The sequence below is a fragment of the Streptomyces sp. NPDC088097 genome (assembly GCF_044741845.1).
Lineage (GTDB): Bacteria > Actinomycetota > Actinomycetes > Streptomycetales > Streptomycetaceae > Streptomyces.
Genome location: NZ_JBIUTJ010000001.1, coordinates 66,399 through 85,868 on the forward strand (window position 1 = coordinate 66,399; position 19,470 = coordinate 85,868).

Consider the following 19,470-nt stretch of genomic DNA (forward strand, 5'->3'; position numbering starts at 1 on the left):
CCACGGCGGGGCCGGCACCCGCCGGACACGACCTAGCGGGGCGCCCTGGCCAGCTGGCGGGACTGGGCCACCAGGCGGTCCGCGGAGTCCCAGACCTCGGCGTCCTCCTCCAGGAGCCCCCCGGCCATGTTGCGGGTGACGATGGCGACGCGCAGCGGTCCCGGGGCGGGCCGGCAGCGGATGTGGGCGGTGAGTTCCACGGTCGGGGCCCAGCCCACCAGGCCGAGGTCGAAGGCGGTCGGCGGGAGCGCGTCCACCGCGAGCAGCAGGGAGAAGGGGTCGGCGTCGCGGCCGTCGGCCAGTTCGAACCAGGCCCGCATCTCGCCCTTCCCGGAGGGCGCGCCCACCGCCCAGCCGGCCGTCGCCGGGTCCAGCCGCAGGCGCAGCCGGTCGACGATGGCGGAGCTGCCGGGGATGGGGGCCGGGCCGGCCTCGGCGCCGAGGCAGTCCTCGTACGCGGGCATGACGGGCGGGAGGGCGACGGTGTGGACGGTGTCGGGGAGCGAGGCGAGTTCCCCGTAGGAGGCGAGGACGCGGATGCGCTCGATCTCGGCGCCGTTCTCGTCGAACTGGAACAGCGAGGCCTGGCCCGTGGAGAGGGTGCGGCCGACCCGGACGATCTGGGTGCGGATCACGGCGGGTCCGGGCACCGAGGAGGTGAGGTAGTGCGCGGAGACGGTGAAGGGGTCCGGGTGCGGCAGGGCCGCCGACAGGGCCCGACCGACGAGGGCCAGCAGGTAGCCGCCGTTCACGGCGGTGATGATCGTCCAGCCGGCGGAGAGTTCGGCGTCGTAGACCCCCGGCTCGCCCGCGCGGGGCGTGACGGCGGTGTCGCGGTCGAACTCGCTGTCGCCGATCGACGTCTGGGCAGCTGCGTGTGACATGAAAACGACGGTACACCGGCTTGCTACTAAGCGGTAGCTTTCTTTTGTGACGGCTGTGGGAACACTCCGTTACGGCTCTTCGGACACCGAGGAGCGCCGGTTCCAGGCCAGCGGGGCCCGCCAGTGGTAGCGCATCGCGAGCAGCCGCAGCACGAAGGTCGTGACGATGGCGAGGCCCGTCGTGACGGCGTTGAGCTGCTCCAACCCGATGGAGACCGCCACCATCGTCGCCCCGACGAGGGCCGGCACGGCGTACATCTCACGGTCGCGCAGCAGCGACGGCACCTCGTTGACGAGCATGTCGCGCAGGACGCCGCCGCCGACGGCGGTCGCCACGCCCAGGGCGGCGGAGGCGGTCAGCCCGAGGCCGTACTCGTACGCCTTGGTCGTGCCCGTCACGCAGAACAGCGCGAGGCCGGCGGCGTCGAAGACGTTGATGGCCCGGTTGATGCGCTGGACCTCGGGGTGCAGGAAGAAGACCAGGAGCGAGGCGACCAGCGGGGTGACGAAGAAGCTCAGCTCGCCGAAGGCGGCCGGCGGGACGGCTCCGATGCACAGGTCGCGCAGCAGCCCGCCGCCGAGGGCGGTGACGAGGGCGAGCACGGCGATGCCGAAGACGTCGAAGTTCTTGCGGACCGCGAGCAGGGCGCCCGCGGTGGCGAAGACGAAGATGCCCGCGAGGTCCAGGGCGTGCTGGACACCAGGCGGGAAGAGATCGTGGGGCACCACGCCATTGTCACCTGGCGCCCCGCCCGCACCGCACCCGCCCGCACCGCACCCGCCGCACGCGGCCCGCACCGCACCGCCGCACGCGCCCGGACAAGGCGGCGGCGGGGGCCCGTCCGCTACTCCGGGACCCCGCCGCCACAACGTGTCCGCGGGTCGCCCCGCGGAGACCGGTCTACTCCGGCAGCGCCTCCACCGCGTCGGCCGCGCCCGGCAGGGCCGGGTCGCCCGGGGCCTGGTCGGGGGCGTTCTCCGGGTGGTGGCAGGCCACCTGGTGGCCCGTCTTGAGGGCGACCAGCGGCGGGTCGACCTTCTTGCACATCTCCGTGGCCTTCCAGCACCGGGTGTGGAACCGGCAGCCGCTCGGCGGGGAGATCGGCGAGGGAACGTCGCCCTTGAGCAGGATGCGCCCGCTCTTGGCCCCGCGCCGACGGGGGTCCGGCACCGGCACGGCCGACATGAGAGCCGTCGTGTACGGGTGCATCGGGGCCTCGTAGAGCGACTTGCGGTCGGCCAGCTCCACGATCTTGCCGAGGTACATCACCGCGATCCGGTCCGAGACGTGCCGGATGACGGAGAGGTCGTGCGCGATGATCACGTACGTCAGGCCCAGCTCCTCCTGGAGGTCGTCCAGCAGGTTCACCACCTGCGCCTGGATCGACACGTCCAGCGCCGAGACCGGCTCGTCGGCGACGACGAGCTTGGGGTTCAGCGCGAGGGCGCGGGCGATGCCGATGCGCTGGCGCTGGCCGCCGGAGAACTCGTGCGGGTAGCGGTTGTAGTGCTCCGGGCTCAGACCGACCAGCGACAGCAGCCGCTGGACCTCCGCCTTGATCCCGCCCGCCGGTTCGACCTTCTGGAGCTTGAAGGGCGCGCCGACGATCGTGCCGACCGTGTGCCTCGGGTTCAGCGAGCCGTACGGGTCCTGGAAGATCATCTGGATGTCACGGCGCAGCGGCCGCATCCCGGCGACGCTCAGGTGCGTGATGTCCTTGCCCTCGAACTCGACTGTTCCGCCGGTCGGTTCGAGCAGCCGCGTGATCAGCCGGCCCATGGTGGACTTCCCGCAGCCGGACTCGCCGACGATGCCGAGCGTCTCGCCCGGGTACACCTCGAAGTCGATGCCGTCGACGGCCTTGACGGCGCCCGCCTGGCGGCGCAGCAGCCCCTTGGTGATCGGGAAGTGCTTGGTCAGGCCGGTGACCTTGAGCAGGGGCTCGGGAGAGTCCGAGGCCTGCCGGGGAAGGGTGACCGTCTCGGTCTTCTTGATGTCGGTCACAGCCTCGGCGCAATCTCTTCGGTCCAGATCCGGGTCCGCTCCTCCTGTGACATGTGACAGGCGGACCAGTGACGGCTTTCGTCCTCCGTGAGTTCCGGTCGCACCGTACGGGTCACGTTGTCCTTGGGGACGTCGGCGTACGGGCAGCGGGGGTTGAAGGCGCACCCGTCGGGGATGTTGATCAGGCTCGGCGGCGATCCCTTGACCGGGATGAGGCGCTCGGTCTGGTCGCGGTCGATGCGGGGCATCGAGCCCAGCAGGCCCCAGGTGTAGGGGTGGCGGGGTTCGTAGAAGACCTTCTCGGCGGTGCCGCGCTCGACGCAGCGGCCGCCGTACATCACGAGCAGGTCGTCGGCCATCTCCGCGACCACGCCGAGGTCGTGCGTGATCATGATGACGGCGGAGCCGAACTCCTGCTGGAGGTCGCGGATCAGGTCGAGGATCTGGGCCTGGACGGTGACGTCCAGGGCCGTCGTCGGCTCGTCGGCGATGAGCAGCTCGGGGTTGTTGACCAGGGCCATCGCGATCATGGCGCGCTGGCGCATGCCGCCCGAGAACTCGTGCGGGTAGCTGTCGAAGCGCTTGTGCGGCTCGGGGATGCCCACGCGGTCCAGGAGCTCGACGGCGCGCTTGCGGGCGGCCTTCTTGTCGGCCTTGTTGTGGACCCGGTAGGCCTCGGCGATCTGTTGGCCCACGGTGAAGTAGGGGTGCATCGCGGACAGCGGGTCCTGGAAGATCATCGCGATCTCCCGGCCGCGGAGCCTGCGCACCTCGTCCTCGCTCGCGGAGAGCAGCTCGGTGCCGTTCAGCCAGATCTCGCCGGAGATCTGCGCCCGCCGGCGACCGTACTGGCCGACGCGGTGCAGTCCCATGATGCCGAGGGAGGTGACCGACTTGCCGGAGCCGGACTCGCCGACGATGCCGAGGGTCTTGCCCTTCTCCAGCGTGAAGGTCAGCCCGTCGACCGACTTGACCAGTCCGTCCTCGGTCGGGAAGTGCACCTTGAGGTCGCGGACCTCCAGGAACGCCGTGGGAGGGACGGTCGCCTCGACGGGTTCGTTGAGGGCTCCGGTCCCGGTCGAATGGGTCATGACAGCCTCACTCGGGGGTCGATCACCGCGTACATGAGGTCAACGATGAGGTTCGCCGCGACGACGAAGAAGGCGGAGATCAGGGTGATGCCCAAGATGACCGGCAGGTCGTGGTCGCTGATGGCCCGGACGGCGCTGTAGCCCAGGCCGTGCAACGAGAAGGTGGACTCGGTGAGCACCGCGCCGCCCATGAGGGCACCGAGGTCGAGGCCGAGGACGGTCAGGATCGGTGTCAGCGTGGAGCGCATGGCGTGCTTGCCGATGACCACGGATTCGGTGAGGCCCTTGGCGCGGGCGGTGCGGATGTAGTCCTCGTTGAGGACCTCCAGCATCGTCGCGCGGGTGAGTCGCGCGTACATCGCCGCGTAGAGGAAGGCGAGCGAGACCCAGGGCAGGATCATTCCGTTGAACCACTTGCCGGGGTCGTCGGCGAAGGTGGCCTCTGGTCGCCCGAACCAGCCGAGCTGGTCGGAGAAGAAGGCGATGAAGAGCATGCCCGTGAAGTAGATGGGCAGCGAGACGCCGGCGAGGGCCACGCCCATGACCGAACGGTCCAGCGGGGTACCGCGCTTGAGGGCGGATATGACACCGGTGGCGACGCCTCCGATGACCCAGAGCACCACGGCACCGGCCGCGAGCGACAGGGTGACCGGCAGCCAGTCGACGAGCAGCGGCCAGACCTCCTGCTCGGTCTTGAAGGAGTAGCCGAAGCAGGGCGCGGCGCATTGCGTGACGTCGGAGCCGTTGGCGTACGTGCGACCCGCCACCAGCCCGACGACGAACTTGCCGAACTGGACGAGGATCGGGTCGTCGAGACCCATCTTCTGCCGGATGCCCTCGATCGCGGCGGGGTCGGACTGCTTGCCGACGAAGTACAGGGCCGGATCCGTCCCGATCAACTTCGGGAAGAGGAAGAAGATTCCGAAGGTCACCAGCGTGATGACCAACAGCATGACGATGACGGCGAAGAACCGTCGGATGAGATATGCAAGCACTGCGCTCGGCCTGACTGCGGCCCGGGGGCGCCCCCTTCTGGAGAGCGCCCCCAAGCCGCAACCGCGGCCATCACCTGCCCTTCGTGCCTAGCGGGTGTGGCACTGGAACACTGGAAAGTGGAACTGAACCGGTTGTGACTTACTGCTACTTGGTGACACCGAGGGACGCGTAGTCGTACCGGCCGTTGTAGGCGTCGGAGGTGTACGCGTTCGTCAGCCGGCTGCTGCGCCAGGTGATCGTCTTGTCGTAGACGAAGGGCAGGTAGACGGCGGCCTCGGAGACCTTCTGGTTCATCTGCTTGTAGATGTCGCCGGCCTTGGCCGGGTCCGTCTCCGCGATGGCCTGGTCGAACAGGGTGTTGATCGCCGGGTCGTTCAGCTCGGAGAAGTTGTTGTTGCCGCTCTGCAGGATGAAGCGACCGTCGGTCAGCGGCTGCGAGAAGCCCTGGCCGGTCGGGAAGTCGGCGCCCCAGCCCATGATGATGATGCCGTAGCCCTTCTCCTTGACGACCTTCGGCGAACCGATGATGCCGGAGGTCTGGGCGCCGTCGAACTGGTCGACGTCGGCCTCGATGCCGACCTGCTTCAGGGCGTTCTGCAGGGAGACGGCCGTGGCGACCTCGACCGGCTTGTTGTTGCGGACGGCGATCGTGGTCTTGAAGCCACTCTCCTTGCCGCAGGCCTTGAGGGCGGCCTTGGCCTTCTCGACGTTCGGCTTGCCGTCGTTGGTCAGCAGGCCGTACGGGTCGTACTTGGCGTCGGAGCCCTTGATGCCCAGCGGGAGCATGTTGGGGGCGATGTCGCCACCGGCCTGCGGGCCGCCGCGGGCGGTCTGCAGGGACTTGTGGTCGGCCGCGTAGATGACGGCCTTGCGGCACTCGATGTTGTCGAACGGAGCGACGGTCTGCGGGAAGACGGCGTACCGGATGAAGCCGGTCTGGCCGTTGTCCAGGTTGTCCTTGTGCTCCTTCAACGCGGTGGCGCGGGCCGCCTGGCCGATGCCCGTCGCGTTGATGTCGATGTCGAACTCGCCGTTCATCAGGCGCTTGTCCATGTCGTCCGCGTTCGCCATGAACGTGACCGAGATGGAGTCCGGGAGCGCCTTGCGGATGGTGTCCGACTCGGGCTTGTAGTTCGTGTTGCGCGAGAGCTTCATGCTCTTGTTGGGCTCGTACGAGTCGATCTTGTACGGGCCGTTGGAGAAGGGCTTCAGGCCGTACTTGGCCGCCGTGTCCTTCTCCTGCTTGACCGGGCTGGCGGCCGGCATGGCGAGCATCTGCTCGAAGTCGCCGTTGGGCTTGGGCAGCTTGAAGATGACGGTCTTCGCGTCCGGGGTCTCGATCGCCTTGAGGCCGAGCTTGTCCGGGGCGGTGTCCTTGTACGGACCCGGGTACTCGGTCTTCGGGTCGAGGACCTGCATCAGGTAGACCGGGCCGCCGGAGATGACGTCCTGGGCCCAGGTGCGCTCGATGCCGTACTTCACGTCCTGGGCGGTGACGGGGGTGCCGTCCTCCCAGGTCACGTTGTCCTTGAGGGTGTACTTGTACGTCGTGCCACCGTCGCTGATCTCGGCCTTGGCGGTCGCGAGGTCGGGGACGAGCTCGGTGCTCTGCTCACCGGGGGCCGCCTTGAAGCTGACCAGCTGGCGGGCGTAGTAGCGGGAGAAGTCCCACATGAAGCCGTAGTAGCCGCGCTGCGGGTCCCACGAGTCGGCTTCCTGGGTACCGACGAACTTGAGTTCGCCGCCCTTCTTGTCGGACGCGTTGGCGATCTTGCCTATGCCGGCGTTGAAGCCGGCGGCCGCCGCGTCCTTCCCGTCCTTCGTGTCGTCGCTTCCGCCACAGGCGGTCGCGGTCAACATGAACGCGAGCACGACGGCCGTGCCGGCGGCAAGCCTGCGCTTCGACGTGCGATGGGTAGTCACGATGCTCGCAACCCTCCGTTGTAGTTCCGGTGTCACATGCGGCTGAAAGCCGGTTCCTGGTTTGCCCTGCGGTTGCTAGCGCGAGCCCTTCGGGTCGAGGGCGTCACGGACGCCGTCGCCGAAGAGGTTGAAGGCCAGCACGGTGATGAAGATCGCTACGCCGGGGAAGATCATGAAGAGCGGATCGTCCTCGTAGGTCCGCACGGCCGTGGAGAGGGTCTCTCCCCAGGACGGCGTGGGCGGCTTGACGCCGACTCCGAGGAAGCTGAGGGCGGCCTCGGTCAGCACGTTGGTGGGGATCATCAGCGTCGAGTAGACGGTGATGGGCGCCACCAGGTTCGGGAGCAGTTCGCGGAAGAGGATGTACATGCGGCCGGCGCCGAGGCTCCGCGCGGCCTCCACGTACTCGCGCTCGCGCAGCGACAGGGTCTGTCCCCGCACGATGCGGCCGATGTACGGCCAGCCGAAGAAGCCGATGACGAGCACCAGTACGGCGATGCGCAGGCCCGATCCCTCGAAGCCCCACAGCTTGCCGGGGACGACGGAGATCAACGCGATGATGAACAGCAGCTGGGGGAAGGCCAGGAGCAGGTCCATGACGCGGCTGATGGCCGCGTCGACCCAGCCTCCGAAGTAGCCGGCGACGATGCCGAAGAAGGTGCCCATCGAGACCGCGACGAAGGCGGAGAGGAAGGCCACCAGCAGGGAGATGCGGGCCCCGTAGACGATGCGACTGAAGACGTCGCGGCCGTTGACCGGCTCGACGCCCAACAGGAAGTCGCCGCTCATGCCGCCCCAGTTGCCGGCCGGGAGGCCGAGCAGCGGGTCGAGCAGGTCCTCGTGCAGCTCCTCCGGCGGGTGTCCGAAGGCCTTGACGATCAACGGCGCGAAGAGCGCGACCAGGATCAGCAGGAGCACGATGACACCGCCGGCCAGGGCGACCTTGTCGCGCTTGAGGCGCGTCCAGGCGATCTTCCAGGGCGAGCGGCCCTCGATCGCCTTCAGCGGAGTTCCGGGGGCGGCCACGGCCGCGGGCTCGGCCGCGCCGGTGTCGTGCAGTGGTGCCGTCATCGTGGTGGGGACCCCTCTCGGCCGACGGTGGCCGGCCCATGCCCGCCGCTGTGGCGGCTTGGTTCAATCGGCGTCGCTGATGGTGCGATTGGCGCGAAATGCGGCTGAAGTGCATGTGAAGAGCCGGTGATAGCGGGATTGACCGGCCTTCGGTGGGGGGAGTCTTCAACGGCCTCTCGATCGCCCGCCAGACCTGCCGGCGATGTGATGCGCAACCGTGATCTGCGGCGACACCTTCCGCTATGCGAACCGGACGTTCTGTTCAGCGGTGAAAGACCGACCCTTCCGTGCGGAACGGACATCACGCCCAAGTGCCGCTTCGGGCTGGCTTCTTGGGTGGATTCGGCGGAAATGCCGAAGGCCGCACCGATGGGTTCGGTGCGGCCTTCGAGAAGGATGTCTCAATATGCGGATGCGGGGACGGGTGCTCGGTACCCGTCAGTAGGCCGCGGCCTGGCCCTCGCGGTCGTAGAAGGGGCGGGTCCGCGCGCGCAGCCACATCGCCACCGGGTCGTGCTCGTCCGCCAGCGCGACCGTGCACACCGGAACCCCCTCGGGCACCGCTCCGACGGACTGGCGCATCATCTCCCGTACGGACTCCAGCGCGGGCGCGGAGGCGTCGTAGAGGTCGAGCCCGACGGCTAGGTACGCCGAGCCGAGCGCGGGCTGCACCCAGGCGCGGCGCAACGAGCGCACCGCGGGGGTGCGGTGGGCGTGCTGGGTCAGCAGTCCGTAGAACTGCGGGAGCTCCAGGGCGGGCTCGGACAGCCGCAGCGGCCCGGCCGGCATCCGGTCCAGGCCGGTCGCGATCCGGCGCAGGTCGGCCCAGGGCACGCCGAGGCCGCCGCCCCGGCCGTGGGGGTTGACCCACAGGCCCCAGCGGTCGGGGTAGAGGGCGCGGGCGATGTCCCGCCCGGTGACCACCTCGTAGCCCCGGTTCCAGCCGCTGGCGCCCAGCTCCTGCGGGGAGGTCACGCAGGGCGCGTAACCGAGGCCCTCGACCTCCATGCCGCCGTACCGGGCGTCCGCGGAGCCCGCCTGCCCCTGCCAGAGCAGCATCCACAGCCGGCCCTCGGCCAGCGCGCGCAGGAATGACTCGTAGCCCTCATAGCGCCCGGGAGTCACCTGGCGCAGCATGTGCTCGACCTGCCCGGCCGCAGCCGTGCCTGACGCACTCACCCGGTACCCCTCTTCGTCCGCCCGTCGTCCACACGTACCAACCAGCTTAAGCGGCCCTACGGAAGGTAGAAGGGGCGTACGCGCTCACGAATCCAGTCCGTGACCGGGTCCTCGGCCGCGTCCAGGAGGATCAACTGCACGGGCCAGGGCGCCGGTACGCGCGCCAGGGCGCGCCCGAGGCCCTCCAGCGGGGCGGCCCGCGTCTCGGGGTCCCATCCCACCAGTCGGACACCGACGTACAGCTGGGGCTCCCCGCCCTCGACGCTGGCGAGGCAGCGGTGCGCGGCGGCGACCACCCCGAGGGCGCGGAACTCCTCGGCGGCGGCGGCCAGGAAGTCGACGGGGTCGTCCTGCCAGTCGGGCTCGTAGAGCCGCACGCGCCCACCGGTGGTCGGCCCGTCGAGCGGGCTGCGTCCGGCGCGGCACAGCTCCGCGACGGCCTCGGGCGGCAGCGGGACCCCGACGGCCCCCTCCGGGTTCACCGCGATGCCGAGCTGCGGGGGCAGGCCCCGGGCGAACTCGACGGCGGGGGCGACGGCGAAGTCCATGGCGGGGCCCGCGCAGAAGCGCAGCTGGGCCTCGGAGCTGTAGACCGGGACGTAGGCCGCCCCGCCGATCAGCATCGTGGGCAGGTCCAGGCTCGCCCGGTCCGGGCCGCCGCCCTGGGGCAGCGGTATCCAGAGCCGGCCGCGGCCGAGGGCCTCCAGGATCCGGGGGCCGGCGTCCGGCTGCCCGAGGGCCGCCCCGAGCACCTGCTCCAACTCGTTCTCCGGCCAGCCGTTGCCCTGCATGTGCCCTGCCCCCTGCGCCTGTGTGCCCGTGGTGTGTCCGGTGTGTCCGTGGCGCGCCCCCGTTCGGGGCCCCGCCGGGTGGCTCCCCCACCGGGACGTCGCTGCCGAGGTTATCGGCCCGTCGCGCCCGTTCCGGTCAGGGGTGGAAGGTGATGGCGCTCACGCCCGCGGCCGAGGCCCGGTCCAGGAGCACCACCGAGGCGCAGCCGGCCGGGGGCCTGCCCTCCTCGGCCTCGCCCAGGAGGCGCCGGACCGCGCTCCGGTGGCGGCCGAAGGCGTACGCCGACACCCGCCGGCCCCGCGCCGCCTGCCCGGCCAACGCCTCCTCGGGGGTGGTGTCGAGCAACAGCAGGTGCAGGGAGGCCCCCCGGCGGCGCGCGACGGCGGCGAGCAGGGAGCGCACCCAGACCTGGGTGCCGCAGTCGTGGACCACCAGGGACGAGCCGGAGCGGAGCCTGTTCCACAGGCCCCGGTAGTGGGCGGCGCGGACCAGCGGCCGGTACACGGCGTAGGGCAGGAGGCGGGGCATCCGGCGCTCCCAGCGCTCGCGGGTGTCCTGGGAGTCGATGCCGCCGTCCTCGGCGGCCCGCTTGATGAGGGTGCTCTTGCCGCCGCCGGGCAGGCCGGAGACGACCACGATGTCCCCGGCCGTGAAGCCGAGGCCGCGCGGCTCCCGGCCGGCCGCGCCGCGCAGGTCGCGCACGACGCCGGCCGCGCGGGCCGCCGCCGGGTGGTCGGCGCCCCGACCGCGTTGGTTCGGCACCCCCGTGACGGGTTCCGCCGCGCCCCCGGCCCCGCTCCCCGCGCCGGTGTCGGTACCCGTGGTGGCCAGTACTCCGAATCTCCGCACCGTGTTCATCTCCCCCCGAATCGGGCCGCGAGGGCCCCGTGCCCGCTGAATGTAAAGAGACGGTAATCCGGCGGCCGCGGTTCCGGTCGGTCCTTTTCGCCGGACGCCTCCCGCGGTCCCTCCCGCTCCTCCCCCGCTCCTGCCGCGCCCCTTGCCCCCGCCCGTTCTTCCGAGGCCGGCCGCCCGCTCCCGCGCGACCCGTGCAATGATGTGCGCCATCTGGACACCAACTGCATACCGGCCGCTTGAATCCGCGCGGGAGAGTCCCGGCAGGCCGCGAGGCCGTGCCCGGGCGCCGAAGGAGCAAGTACCTCCCTTGAATCTCTCAGGCCCCGTACCGCGTGGATGAGGCAGATCTGAAAAGCGAGCCGTGACGCGTCCGTCCCCGACGGTCGCCGCCGCGCGCTCCACCCAAGGTGCAAGTCAGGGTCTCCCGTCCTCGATACGGGAACTCTCGGCGAACCTCTCAGGTTCCGATGACAGATGGGGAGGACCTTCCTCGTCATGTCATGCCCTGGGACCCGGGAGCCACACCCATGAGCACTGCCCCCCGTCTGACCGCGCTCGACGCGCTGCACCGCTCGCTCGGTGCGACCATGACCGACTTCGCGGGCTGGGACATGCCGCTGCGCTACGCCAGTGAGCGCGACGAGCACAACGCCGTTCGCACCCGGGCCGGTCTCTTCGACCTGTCCCACATGGGCGAGATCACCCTGACCGGCCCCGAGGCCGTCAAGGCCCTGGACCACGCGCTGGTCGGCAACATCTCGACCGTCGGCGTGGGCCGCGCCCGCTACACGCACATCTGCGTGGAGGACGGCGGGATCCTGGACGACCTGATCGTCTACCGCCTCGGCGAGACCGAGTTCATGGTCGTCGCGAACGCCTCCAACGCCCAGGTGGTGCTGGACGCCCTGACCGAGCGCGCCGCCGGCTTCGACACCGTGGTCCGCGACGACCGCGACGCCTACGCCCTCCTCGCCGTCCAGGGCCCGGAGTCCCCCGGCATCCTGGCCTCCCTCACCGACGCCGACCTGGACGGCCTCAAGTACTACGCGGGCCTGCCGGGCACCGTCGCGGGCGTGCCCGCGCTGATCGCCCGGACCGGGTACACGGGCGAGGACGGCTTCGAGCTGTTCGTCGCCCCCGAGCACGCCGTGGAGCTGTGGCAGGCCCTGATGAAGGCGGGCGAGGGCGTGGGCCTGGTGCCGGCGGGCCTGTCCTGCCGCGACACCCTGCGCCTGGAGGCGGGCATGCCGCTGTACGGGCACGAGCTGAGCCTCGGACTGACCCCCTTCGACGCCGGCCTGGGCCGGGTCGTGAAGTTCGAGAAGGAGGGCGACTTCGTCGGCCGCGCCGCCCTGGAGGCCGCCGCCGAGAAGGCCGCCTCGAAGGCCCCGCGCAAGCTGGTCGGTCTGATCGCCGAGGGCCGCCGCGTCCCGCGCGCCGGCTTCCCCGTGGTGGTCGACGGACAGGTCGTCGGCGAGGTCACCTCCGGGGCCCCCTCCCCGACGCTGGGCAAGCCGATCGCCATGGCGTACGTCGACGCGGAGCACGCCGCGCCCGGCACCTCCGGCGTCGGCGTCGACATTCGCGGTACGCATGAGCCGTACGAGGTCGTGGCCCTGCCGTTCTACAAGCGGCAGAAGTAGTTCCGCCGCACGACCACACCCCGGTGCGGCCGTGCCCCCGGGCGCCCGCGCCCGTCTCAGTACGCGAGACCACTGTTCGTATCCACTCCCCCGCATCCAGGAGAATCAGGCCATGAGCAACCCCCAGCAGCTGCGTTACACCAAGGAGCACGAGTGGCTGTCGGACGTCGAGGACGGCGTCGCGACGATCGGCATCACGGAGTTCGCGGCCAACGCGCTCGGTGACGTCGTCTACGCCCAGCTCCCCGATGTCGGCGACACCGTCACCGAGGGCGAGACCTGTGGTGAGCTGGAGTCGACCAAGTCGGTCAGCGACCTGTACTCCCCCGTCTCCGGCGAGGTCGTCGCGGCCAACCAGGACGTCGTGGAGGACCCGTCCCTGGTGAACTCGGCGCCCTTCGAGGGCGGCTGGCTGTTCAAGGTGCGCATCTCGGACGAGCCGAAGGACGTGCTCTCCGCCGAGGAGTACGCCGCGCTCACCCACTCCGACAACTGACACCCCAGGGGAACCCGATGTCCGCACTGAACACGCCTCTCCACGAGCTCGACCCCGACGTCGCGGCCGCCGTCGACGCCGAGCTCGTGCGCCAGCAGTCCACCCTGGAAATGATCGCGTCGGAGAACTTCGCTCCGGTCGCCGTCATGGAGGCCCAGGGTTCGGTCCTGACCAACAAGTACGCCGAGGGCTACCCCGGCCGCCGCTACTACGGCGGTTGCGAGCACGTCGACGTGGTCGAGCAGATCGCGATCGACCGCGTCAAGGCGCTGTTCGGCGCCGAGGCCGCGAACGTCCAGCCGCACTCCGGTGCGCAGGCCAACGCCGCCGCGATGTTCGCGCTGCTCAAGCCGGGCGACACGATCATGGGTCTGAGCCTGGCCCACGGCGGTCACCTGACCCACGGCATGAAGATCAACTTCTCCGGCAAGCTCTACAACGTGGTTCCGTACCACGTCGACGAGAGCGGCCAGGTGGACATGGCCGAGGTCGAGCGCCTCGCCAAGGAGTCCAAGCCGCAGCTGATCGTCGCGGGCTGGTCCGCCTACCCGCGCCAGCTGGACTTCGCCGCCTTCCGCCGCATCGCGGACGAGGTCGGCGCGTACCTGATGGTCGACATGGCGCACTTCGCCGGTCTGGTGGCCGCGGGTCTGCACCCGAACCCGGTGCCCCACGCCCACGTGGTCACCACCACCACGCACAAGACCCTCGGCGGTCCGCGCGGCGGCGTCATCCTGTCCACGCAGGAGCTGGCCAAGAAGATCAACTCCGCGGTCTTCCCCGGTCAGCAGGGCGGCCCGCTGGAGCACGTGATCGCGGCCAAGGCCGTCTCCTTCAAGGTCGCGGCCTCGCCCGAGTTCAAGGAGCGCCAGGAGCGCACCCTGGAGGGCGCGAAGCTCCTCGCCGAGCGCCTGGTCCAGCCGGACGTCACCGAGGTGGGCGTCTCCGTCCTGTCCGGCGGCACCGACGTGCACCTGGTCCTGGTCGACCTGCGCAACTCCGAGCTGGACGGTCAGCAGGCCGAGGACCGGCTCCACGGGATCGGAATCACGGTCAACCGCAACGCCATCCCGAACGACCCCCGCCCGCCGATGGTCACCTCGGGCCTGCGCATCGGTACGCCGGCGCTCGCCACCCGCGGTTTCGGCGCCGAGGAGTTCACGGAGGTGGCGGAGATCATCGCCGCCGCGCTGAAGCCGTCCTTCGACGCCGACGACCTCAAGGCCCGGGTCTCCGCCCTGGCCGCGAAGTTCCCGCTGTACCCGTCGCTGTAACCCCACCGACGGGAGGGCCCGGCCGTGTTTTCCACAGGGCCGGGCCCTTTTCATGACCTATGTCCCTGGCGGATGCCCCCCATCGCCCCTGAATCCACCAAAAATCGGCAAATAGGCTTGACGTAAAGGCATCCTCTTCAGGACGGACACCCCCATGGACATGAGTGCGGCGAACAGGAAGGGACTCAGTCTCTTCGCGCTGATCATGATCGGAATCGGTTCGATCTTCGGATCGGGCTGGCTCTTCGGCGCGGGCACCGCCGCCCAGGTCGCCGGCCCCGCGGCGCTCGTCGCCTGGGTCATCGGCGCCGTGTTCATCGGCATGATCGCCATGTCCTACGCCGAGGTGGGCTCCGCGTACCCGATCCCCGGCGGCATGGCCCGCTACGGCGCCATCTCGCACGGCCCGGTGCTCGGCTTCATCACCGGCTGGGCGGTGTGGATCGCGGTCGCCTCGCTGATCCCGATCGAGTCCATCGCCGCGACCCAGTACATGTCCTCCTGGAGCTTCGCCTGGGCCAAGGACCTGGTGGACGCCCAGTCCCACCAGCTCACCACCTTCGGGATGTTCGTCGCGCTCGGGCTGACCTTCCTGCTGTGGCTGTCCTGCTACTGGTCGATCCAACTGCTCGCGAAGATCAACGCGGCCCTGACCCTGGTCAAGTTCGCCATCCCGGTCCTCGCCGTGGTCGCGCTGATCGCCTCCGGCTTCCACACCGAGAACTTCACGTCCCACGGCGGCTTCGCCCCCAACGGCTGGACCGCCGTCCTGACCGCCGTCACCACCTCCGGCGTGGTCTTCGCCTTCAACGGCTTCCAGGCCGTCGTGAACCTCGGCGGCGCCGCCAAGAACCCGGGCCGGGCCATCCCGATCGCCCTGGTCGGCGCGCTCTCCCTGGGCCTGGTCATCTACCTGGCCCTCCAGACGGCCTTCATCGGCTCCGTACCGCCCGAGCACCTGGCGCAGGCCGGCGGCTGGTCGGGCGTGAACTTCAACAGCCCCTTCGCCGAGCTGGCCAAGCTGCTGGTGATCCACTGGGTCGTGGTGATGCTCCAGTTCGGCGCCTTCATCTCCCCGGCCGGCTCCAACATCGCCAACGTGGCGTCCGCCGCCTACATGGTGCAGAACCTCTCCGAGACCGGCTTCTTCCCCGAGCGGCTCAAGCGGACCCACCCGGTCTACGGCACCGCCCGCCCGGCGATGTGGCTGAACCTCGGCTTCTCCGTGGTGCTGCTGGTGACCGTCGGCCACAGCTGGAAGACCCTCGCGCCGATCATCTCCGCCGCGATGGTCATCTCGTACCTGATCGGCCCGATCGCGGTGGGCGTCTTCCGCCGCACCAAGCCCGACCTGCCCCGCCCCTTCCGGCTCCCCGCCGCGAAGATCCTCTGCCCGCTGACCTTCGTCTTCGCCGCCTGCGCGCTGTACTGGTCGAAGTGGCCCAACACGGGCATCGTCACCGCCCTGACCCTGCTGGCCGCCCCCGTCGCCGCGCTGGTCCTGTCCCGCAAGGGCGAGAAGGACCTCAAGCGGCAGTTCGCCCCCGCCTGGTGGATCGTCTTCTTCCTCGGGGCCCTGTCCCTGCTGTCCTGGCTCGGCTCCAGCGACTTCGGCGGCCACGGGATCGTCCCCGGCGGCGTGGACATCGCCCTGGTGGCTGCCATGGCGCTCGTCACGTACTTCTGGGCCGTGAACGCCGGCGTCAAGGCCCACCACGCGGGCCTGCCGGGCCCGGACCCCGTACTGGACGGCTCCGACGGGGCGCACGACGACACCGACGACGTGGTGGAGCGCGAGCTGACCCACGCCTGAGCTCCACGTCCGGCCGCCGAAACGTTCACCTCCAGGCGTTAGGCTCGGCTGCCGGACAAAATCCGCAGAACGCCCCCACCGCACCACCACCCCTGCCCCTCACCACCCACGAGCAGACAAGGGAGTCCGCCAGTGGCCATCTCCGTCTTCGACCTCTTCTCCATCGGCATCGGCCCGTCCTCCTCCCACACGGTCGGCCCGATGCGGGCGGCACGCATGTTCGTGGCCCGGCTGAAGAAGGACGGTCTCCTCGCCCAGACCACCTCGGTGCGCGCGGAGCTCTTCGGCTCCCTCGGCGCGACCGGACACGGGCACGGCACCCCCAAGGCGGTCCTGCTCGGGCTGGAGGGGCACTCCCCCCGCTCGGTGAACGTCGAGACCGCCGACGCCGAGGTGGAACGCATCCGCAAGAGCGGGCGGCTGCGGCTGCTGGGCGCCGAGATAGGCGACGTCCACGAGATCGCCTTCGACGAGCCGAACCAGCTGATCCTGCACCGCCGCCGCTCGCTGCCGTACCACGCGAACGGCATGACCCTCTTCGCCTACGACGAGTCCGGCGCCCCCCTGCTGGAGAAGACCTACTACTCCGTCGGCGGCGGCTTCGTCGTCGACGAGGACGCGGTCGGCGAGGACCGGATCAAGCTCGACGACACCGAGCTGAAGTACCCCTTCCGCTCCGGCGACGAGATGCTCCGCCTCGCCAACGAGACCGGGCTGTCGATCTCCTCCCTGATGCTGGAGAACGAGAAGGCCTGGCGCACCGAGGAGGAGATCCGCGAGGGCCTCCTGGAGATCTGGCGGGTCATGCAGGCCTGTGTGGCGCGCGGCATGTCCCGCGAGGGCATCCTCCCGGGCGGGCTGCGGGTCAAGCGCCGGGCCGCGGGCACCGCCCGCCAGCTGCGCGCCGAGGGCGACCCGCAGGCGCACGCCATGGAGTGGGCGACGCTGTACGCGATGGCCGTGAACGAGGAGAACGCGGCGGGCGGCCGGGTCGTCACCGCCCCCACCAACGGCGCCGCGGGCATCATCCCGGCGGTCCTGCACTACTACACGAACTTCGTGCCGGGCGCGGACGAGGACGGGGTGGTCCGCTTCCTCCTCTCGGCGGGCGCCATCGGCATGCTCTTCAAGGAGAACGCCTCGATCTCGGGCGCCGAGGTCGGCTGCCAGGGCGAGGTCGGCTCGGCCTGCTCGATGGCGGCCGGCGCCCTCGCGGAGGTCCTGGGCGGCACCCCGGAGCAGGTCGAGAACGCGGCCGAGATCGGCATGGAGCACAACCTGGGCCTGACCTGCGACCCGGTCGGCGGGCTGGTCCAGATCCCGTGCATCGAGCGCAACGGCATGGCGGCCGTCAAGGCCGTCACCGCCGCGAAGATGGCGATGCGCGGCGACGGCACCCACAAGGTCTCCCTGGACAAGGTCATCAAGACCATGAAGGAGACCGGTGCCGACATGAAGGTCAAGTACAAGGAGACCGCGCGCGGCGGTCTCGCGGTCAACGTCATCGAGTGCTGACCGGCGACTCGAAGCGGTAGGGGCCCGGCGCGTGCGCGCCGGGCCCCTACTCGTCCCACAGGGTGTGAAATCAGGCCATCCCACCGCACCGGGTGGCCAACAATCCCAGGTTTGGAACGAGTTGATCACGCTTGCGAGGGAACGGTCCGGTCTGGGCTGGTTTCTTGGTGATCAAGTGGGCAAGGGTGATCCCACGACGTCGCGTCACCCCCCGGCGGTCGGCCAACCGCCTCGGACCCTTGCTGTTTTGCGTACTGGAGGCTTCACCATGGCAAGCACCCGCACCATCCGCGTGATGGCGGCGCTCGCATCGCTCCCCCTCGCCGTCGCCGCCCTCTCGGGCGTCGCGCAGGCCGACAACGGGGCCGGCGCCGCGGGCACCGCCTCGAACGCGGCCCTCGCCGGGATCCTCGGCAGCGGAGTCGGCGGCAGCAACCTCGGCAACTCCTCCACCGCGCAGCAGGTCGCGTCCGGCCTCGGGGCGTCCAACCAGAACAACGGCGCCCAGGCCAACGGCTCCGGCTTCACCGCCATCGGGCAGTCCAACTCCCACGAGGCGCTGATCTACAACCCGCTTCCGTAGCGGTCGCCCCGCCTGCCGCCGCAGGCCCGACGAGCCCGTCCTCCTCTCGGAGGGCGGGCTCGTCGCGTGCGCGGGCCCGCCGGCGGCGGTCCGGGAAGTGGGGCCGAGCGGCCCGTCCGGGTCGGGACCTTCGGCCCCGGGCCCGGCTCGTGGCGTGGACTAGCGTGCCTCGGGGGGCCGAAAATCGCCCCCGCGCGAAGAGAGGCAGCCTCCATGGCGAGCACCGAGCACCGCGTCCTGCCCCTGCGGCTCGAAGTCGCACCCCTGACCGTCCCGCTCCAGGGGGTCTTCGTCTACCGCACCGACCGGCCGTACGAGCTGGCCGTCGACCTGCGGGGCGCCGGAACGCACCTCGCCCGCTGGGTCTTCTCCCGCGACCTGCTGATCGACGGGCAGAGCCTCGCCACCGGCGAGGGCGACATACAGGTCTGGCCCCAGCGCCAGGGCTCCGAACCCCGGGTCCTCCTCGCCTTCACGAACGGCCCCCGCAGCTGCGTGATCTCCGCCCGCGCCAAGGACGTGCACGCGCTGTGCCGGCGGATGACCGAGCTGGTCCCGCGCGGACAGGAGCGCCGCCACTACGACCTGGACGCACAGCTGAGCACCCTCCTGGCGCACTGACCGGGGCCGGCGACAGCGCCCGGTAACGGTTCGGCGCCGTCGGGAACCGGCGGCGGCGCGGCGGTGTCTCAGGCAGTGGCAGCAAGTCCCCGTCTCAGAGAATCCGGGGGGACGTCATGCGTCACCACCGCCCGCACCGCACCCACTCCCCGCGCAGCCGCCGGATCGTGGCCCTGGCCACGGGCGCGCTGCTCACCGTCGGCATAGGCCTCGCCGCGCCGGCGTCCGCGGCCTCCTCCGCCGGCGCCGCCAAGGCCACGAAGGCCGCGGCGGCCCACAACCCGTACGTCGTCAACGCCCGCTGGGGCGGCCACTGCACCTTCGACCGGATCGTGATCGACGTCGAGGGCTCCCTGCCCTCGGTCACCGTCACCCCCGTCTCCGAGCTGGTCTACGACGGATCGGGCAAGCCCGTCCCGCTGGCCGGGACGTACTTCCTTGAGGTCCGCCTCCACCCCGCGGACGCCCACGACGACGCCGGGCACAGCGTCTACCAGGGCCCCAAGCTCCAGAAGATCTACCTCAGCAAGCTCAAGGGCCTCGCCATGACGGGCGACTTCGAGGGGTACGTGACCTTCGGCGCCGCCTTCGACACCAAGCCGACCTACACCACGAGCGTCCTGCACTCGCCGGAGCGCTTCGTGCTGGACGTCGCGCACCCGAACACCTGCTGACGGTCGTCGGCGGGTACGGGACGGGCCCGGGGCGTCTGCCGCCCCGGGCCCG

At 70.5% G+C, this 19,470-nt stretch carries 18 protein-coding genes and 1 riboswitch; of the genes, 8 read left to right on the top strand and 10 right to left on the bottom strand.

The features are described 5' to 3' along the window. Positions 1 to 32: 32 nt before the first annotated feature. From ACIOD1_RS00280 to ACIOD1_RS00325, 10 genes are all read right to left on the bottom strand, one after another. A complete protein-coding gene (locus ACIOD1_RS00280) occupies positions 33 to 884 on the bottom strand; it encodes a thioesterase family protein (protein ID WP_365618174.1) in 852 nt (283 codons plus the stop codon). 69 nt (positions 885 to 953) lie between these two features. After that, on the bottom strand, positions 954 to 1,610 hold the full coding sequence (locus tag ACIOD1_RS00285) for a trimeric intracellular cation channel family protein (protein ID WP_365618175.1): 657 nt from the start codon (positions 1,608 to 1,610) through the stop codon (positions 954 to 956). Between the two features lie 175 nt (positions 1,611 to 1,785). Next, entirely contained in the window at positions 1,786 to 2,889 is a 1,104-nt protein-coding gene (locus tag ACIOD1_RS00290; protein WP_365618177.1) for a dipeptide ABC transporter ATP-binding protein, read from the bottom strand. Beyond that, positions 2,886 to 3,980, bottom strand: coding sequence for an ABC transporter ATP-binding protein (locus ACIOD1_RS00295; protein ID WP_365618178.1), 1,095 nt, complete (start codon positions 3,978 to 3,980; stop codon positions 2,886 to 2,888). Before ACIOD1_RS00295 ends, ACIOD1_RS00290 begins: the two co-directional genes overlap by 4 nt. Next, complete coding sequence (locus ACIOD1_RS00300) at positions 3,977 to 4,975, bottom strand: ABC transporter permease (RefSeq protein ID WP_365618180.1); 999 nt, start codon at positions 4,973 to 4,975, stop codon at positions 3,977 to 3,979. The genes ACIOD1_RS00295 and ACIOD1_RS00300 overlap by 4 nt, the downstream gene beginning before the upstream one ends. 145 nt (positions 4,976 to 5,120) lie before the next feature. Further along, on the bottom strand, positions 5,121 to 6,899 hold the full coding sequence (locus ACIOD1_RS00305; RefSeq protein WP_365618182.1) for an ABC transporter substrate-binding protein: 1,779 nt from the start codon (positions 6,897 to 6,899) through the stop codon (positions 5,121 to 5,123). A 75-nt stretch (positions 6,900 to 6,974) separates the two neighbouring features. Continuing rightward, on the bottom strand, positions 6,975 to 7,970 hold the full coding sequence (locus ACIOD1_RS00310) for an ABC transporter permease (RefSeq protein WP_365618184.1): 996 nt from the start codon (positions 7,968 to 7,970) through the stop codon (positions 6,975 to 6,977). Between the two features lie 438 nt (positions 7,971 to 8,408). Next, positions 8,409 to 9,149, bottom strand: a complete 741-nt coding sequence (locus tag ACIOD1_RS00315; protein ID WP_401899373.1) for an enhanced serine sensitivity protein SseB C-terminal domain-containing protein — start codon at positions 9,147 to 9,149, stop codon at positions 8,409 to 8,411. A 56-nt stretch (positions 9,150 to 9,205) separates the two neighbouring features. Then, complete coding sequence (locus tag ACIOD1_RS00320) at positions 9,206 to 9,940, bottom strand: enhanced serine sensitivity protein SseB (protein ID WP_365618188.1); 735 nt, start codon at positions 9,938 to 9,940, stop codon at positions 9,206 to 9,208. A gap of 136 nt (positions 9,941 to 10,076) precedes the next feature. Then, positions 10,077 to 10,799, bottom strand: a complete 723-nt coding sequence (locus tag ACIOD1_RS00325) for an AAA family ATPase (RefSeq protein WP_401899375.1) — start codon at positions 10,797 to 10,799, stop codon at positions 10,077 to 10,079. A gap of 237 nt (positions 10,800 to 11,036) precedes the next feature. Next, a riboswitch (glycine riboswitch) is annotated at positions 11,037 to 11,140 on the top strand. A gap of 186 nt (positions 11,141 to 11,326) precedes the next feature. On the opposite strand from ACIOD1_RS00325, the gene gcvT reads away from it, so the two are divergent. The 8 genes from gcvT to ACIOD1_RS00365 all read left to right on the top strand — a co-directional run bounded on the left by gcvT (position 11,327) and on the right by ACIOD1_RS00365 (position 19,418). Next, positions 11,327 to 12,442, top strand: coding sequence for a glycine cleavage system aminomethyltransferase GcvT (gene gcvT, locus ACIOD1_RS00330; RefSeq protein ID WP_365618190.1), 1,116 nt, complete (start codon positions 11,327 to 11,329; stop codon positions 12,440 to 12,442). 112 nt (positions 12,443 to 12,554) lie between these two features. Further along, on the top strand, positions 12,555 to 12,938 hold the full coding sequence (gcvH, locus tag ACIOD1_RS00335; RefSeq protein WP_365618192.1) for a glycine cleavage system protein GcvH: 384 nt from the start codon (positions 12,555 to 12,557) through the stop codon (positions 12,936 to 12,938). A 17-nt stretch (positions 12,939 to 12,955) separates the two neighbouring features. Further along, a complete protein-coding gene (gene glyA / locus ACIOD1_RS00340; protein WP_365618194.1) occupies positions 12,956 to 14,212 on the top strand; it encodes a serine hydroxymethyltransferase in 1,257 nt (418 codons plus the stop codon). Between the two features lie 154 nt (positions 14,213 to 14,366). After that, positions 14,367 to 16,025, top strand: coding sequence for an APC family permease (locus ACIOD1_RS00345; RefSeq protein ID WP_365618196.1), 1,659 nt, complete (start codon positions 14,367 to 14,369; stop codon positions 16,023 to 16,025). 132 nt (positions 16,026 to 16,157) lie between these two features. Further along, a complete protein-coding gene (locus tag ACIOD1_RS00350; protein ID WP_365618198.1) occupies positions 16,158 to 17,540 on the top strand; it encodes an L-serine ammonia-lyase in 1,383 nt (460 codons plus the stop codon). 268 nt (positions 17,541 to 17,808) lie between these two features. Then, positions 17,809 to 18,123, top strand: coding sequence for a hypothetical protein (locus ACIOD1_RS00355; RefSeq protein ID WP_365618200.1), 315 nt, complete (start codon positions 17,809 to 17,811; stop codon positions 18,121 to 18,123). Between the two features lie 213 nt (positions 18,124 to 18,336). After that, a complete protein-coding gene (locus ACIOD1_RS00360; RefSeq protein WP_365618202.1) occupies positions 18,337 to 18,744 on the top strand; it encodes an SsgA family sporulation/cell division regulator in 408 nt (135 codons plus the stop codon). A gap of 116 nt (positions 18,745 to 18,860) precedes the next feature. Beyond that, the gene (locus ACIOD1_RS00365; protein ID WP_365618204.1) at positions 18,861 to 19,418 is read left to right on the top strand and encodes a hypothetical protein; all 558 of its coding nucleotides are present in this window, start codon (positions 18,861 to 18,863) and stop codon (positions 19,416 to 19,418) included. The last annotated feature ends 52 nt before the right edge of the window (positions 19,419 to 19,470 follow it).

Bases quoted from the DNA above. Each gene is read 5' to 3' on its own strand.
- ACIOD1_RS00310 (WP_365618184.1), bottom strand. From the start codon at position 7,970: ATGACGGCACCACTGCACGACACCGGCGCGGCCGAGCCCGCGGCCGTG.
- ACIOD1_RS00360 (WP_365618202.1), top strand. From the start codon at position 18,337: ATGGCGAGCACCGAGCACCGCGTCCTGCCCCTGCGGCTCGAAGTCGCA.
- ACIOD1_RS00295 (WP_365618178.1), bottom strand. From the start codon at position 3,980: ATGACCCATTCGACCGGGACCGGAGCCCTCAACGAACCCGTCGAGGCG.
- gcvH (WP_365618192.1), top strand. From the start codon at position 12,555: ATGAGCAACCCCCAGCAGCTGCGTTACACCAAGGAGCACGAGTGGCTG.
- ACIOD1_RS00320 (WP_365618188.1), bottom strand. From the start codon at position 9,940: ATGCAGGGCAACGGCTGGCCGGAGAACGAGTTGGAGCAGGTGCTCGGG.
- ACIOD1_RS00280 (WP_365618174.1), bottom strand. From the start codon at position 884: ATGTCACACGCAGCTGCCCAGACGTCGATCGGCGACAGCGAGTTCGAC.
- ACIOD1_RS00325 (WP_401899375.1), bottom strand. From the start codon at position 10,799: ATGAACACGGTGCGGAGATTCGGAGTACTGGCCACCACGGGTACCGAC.
- ACIOD1_RS00365 (WP_365618204.1), top strand. From the start codon at position 18,861: ATGCGTCACCACCGCCCGCACCGCACCCACTCCCCGCGCAGCCGCCGG.
- ACIOD1_RS00355 (WP_365618200.1), top strand. From the start codon at position 17,809: ATGGCAAGCACCCGCACCATCCGCGTGATGGCGGCGCTCGCATCGCTC.
- glyA (WP_365618194.1), top strand. From the start codon at position 12,956: ATGTCCGCACTGAACACGCCTCTCCACGAGCTCGACCCCGACGTCGCG.
- gcvT (WP_365618190.1), top strand. From the start codon at position 11,327: ATGAGCACTGCCCCCCGTCTGACCGCGCTCGACGCGCTGCACCGCTCG.
- ACIOD1_RS00345 (WP_365618196.1), top strand. From the start codon at position 14,367: ATGGACATGAGTGCGGCGAACAGGAAGGGACTCAGTCTCTTCGCGCTG.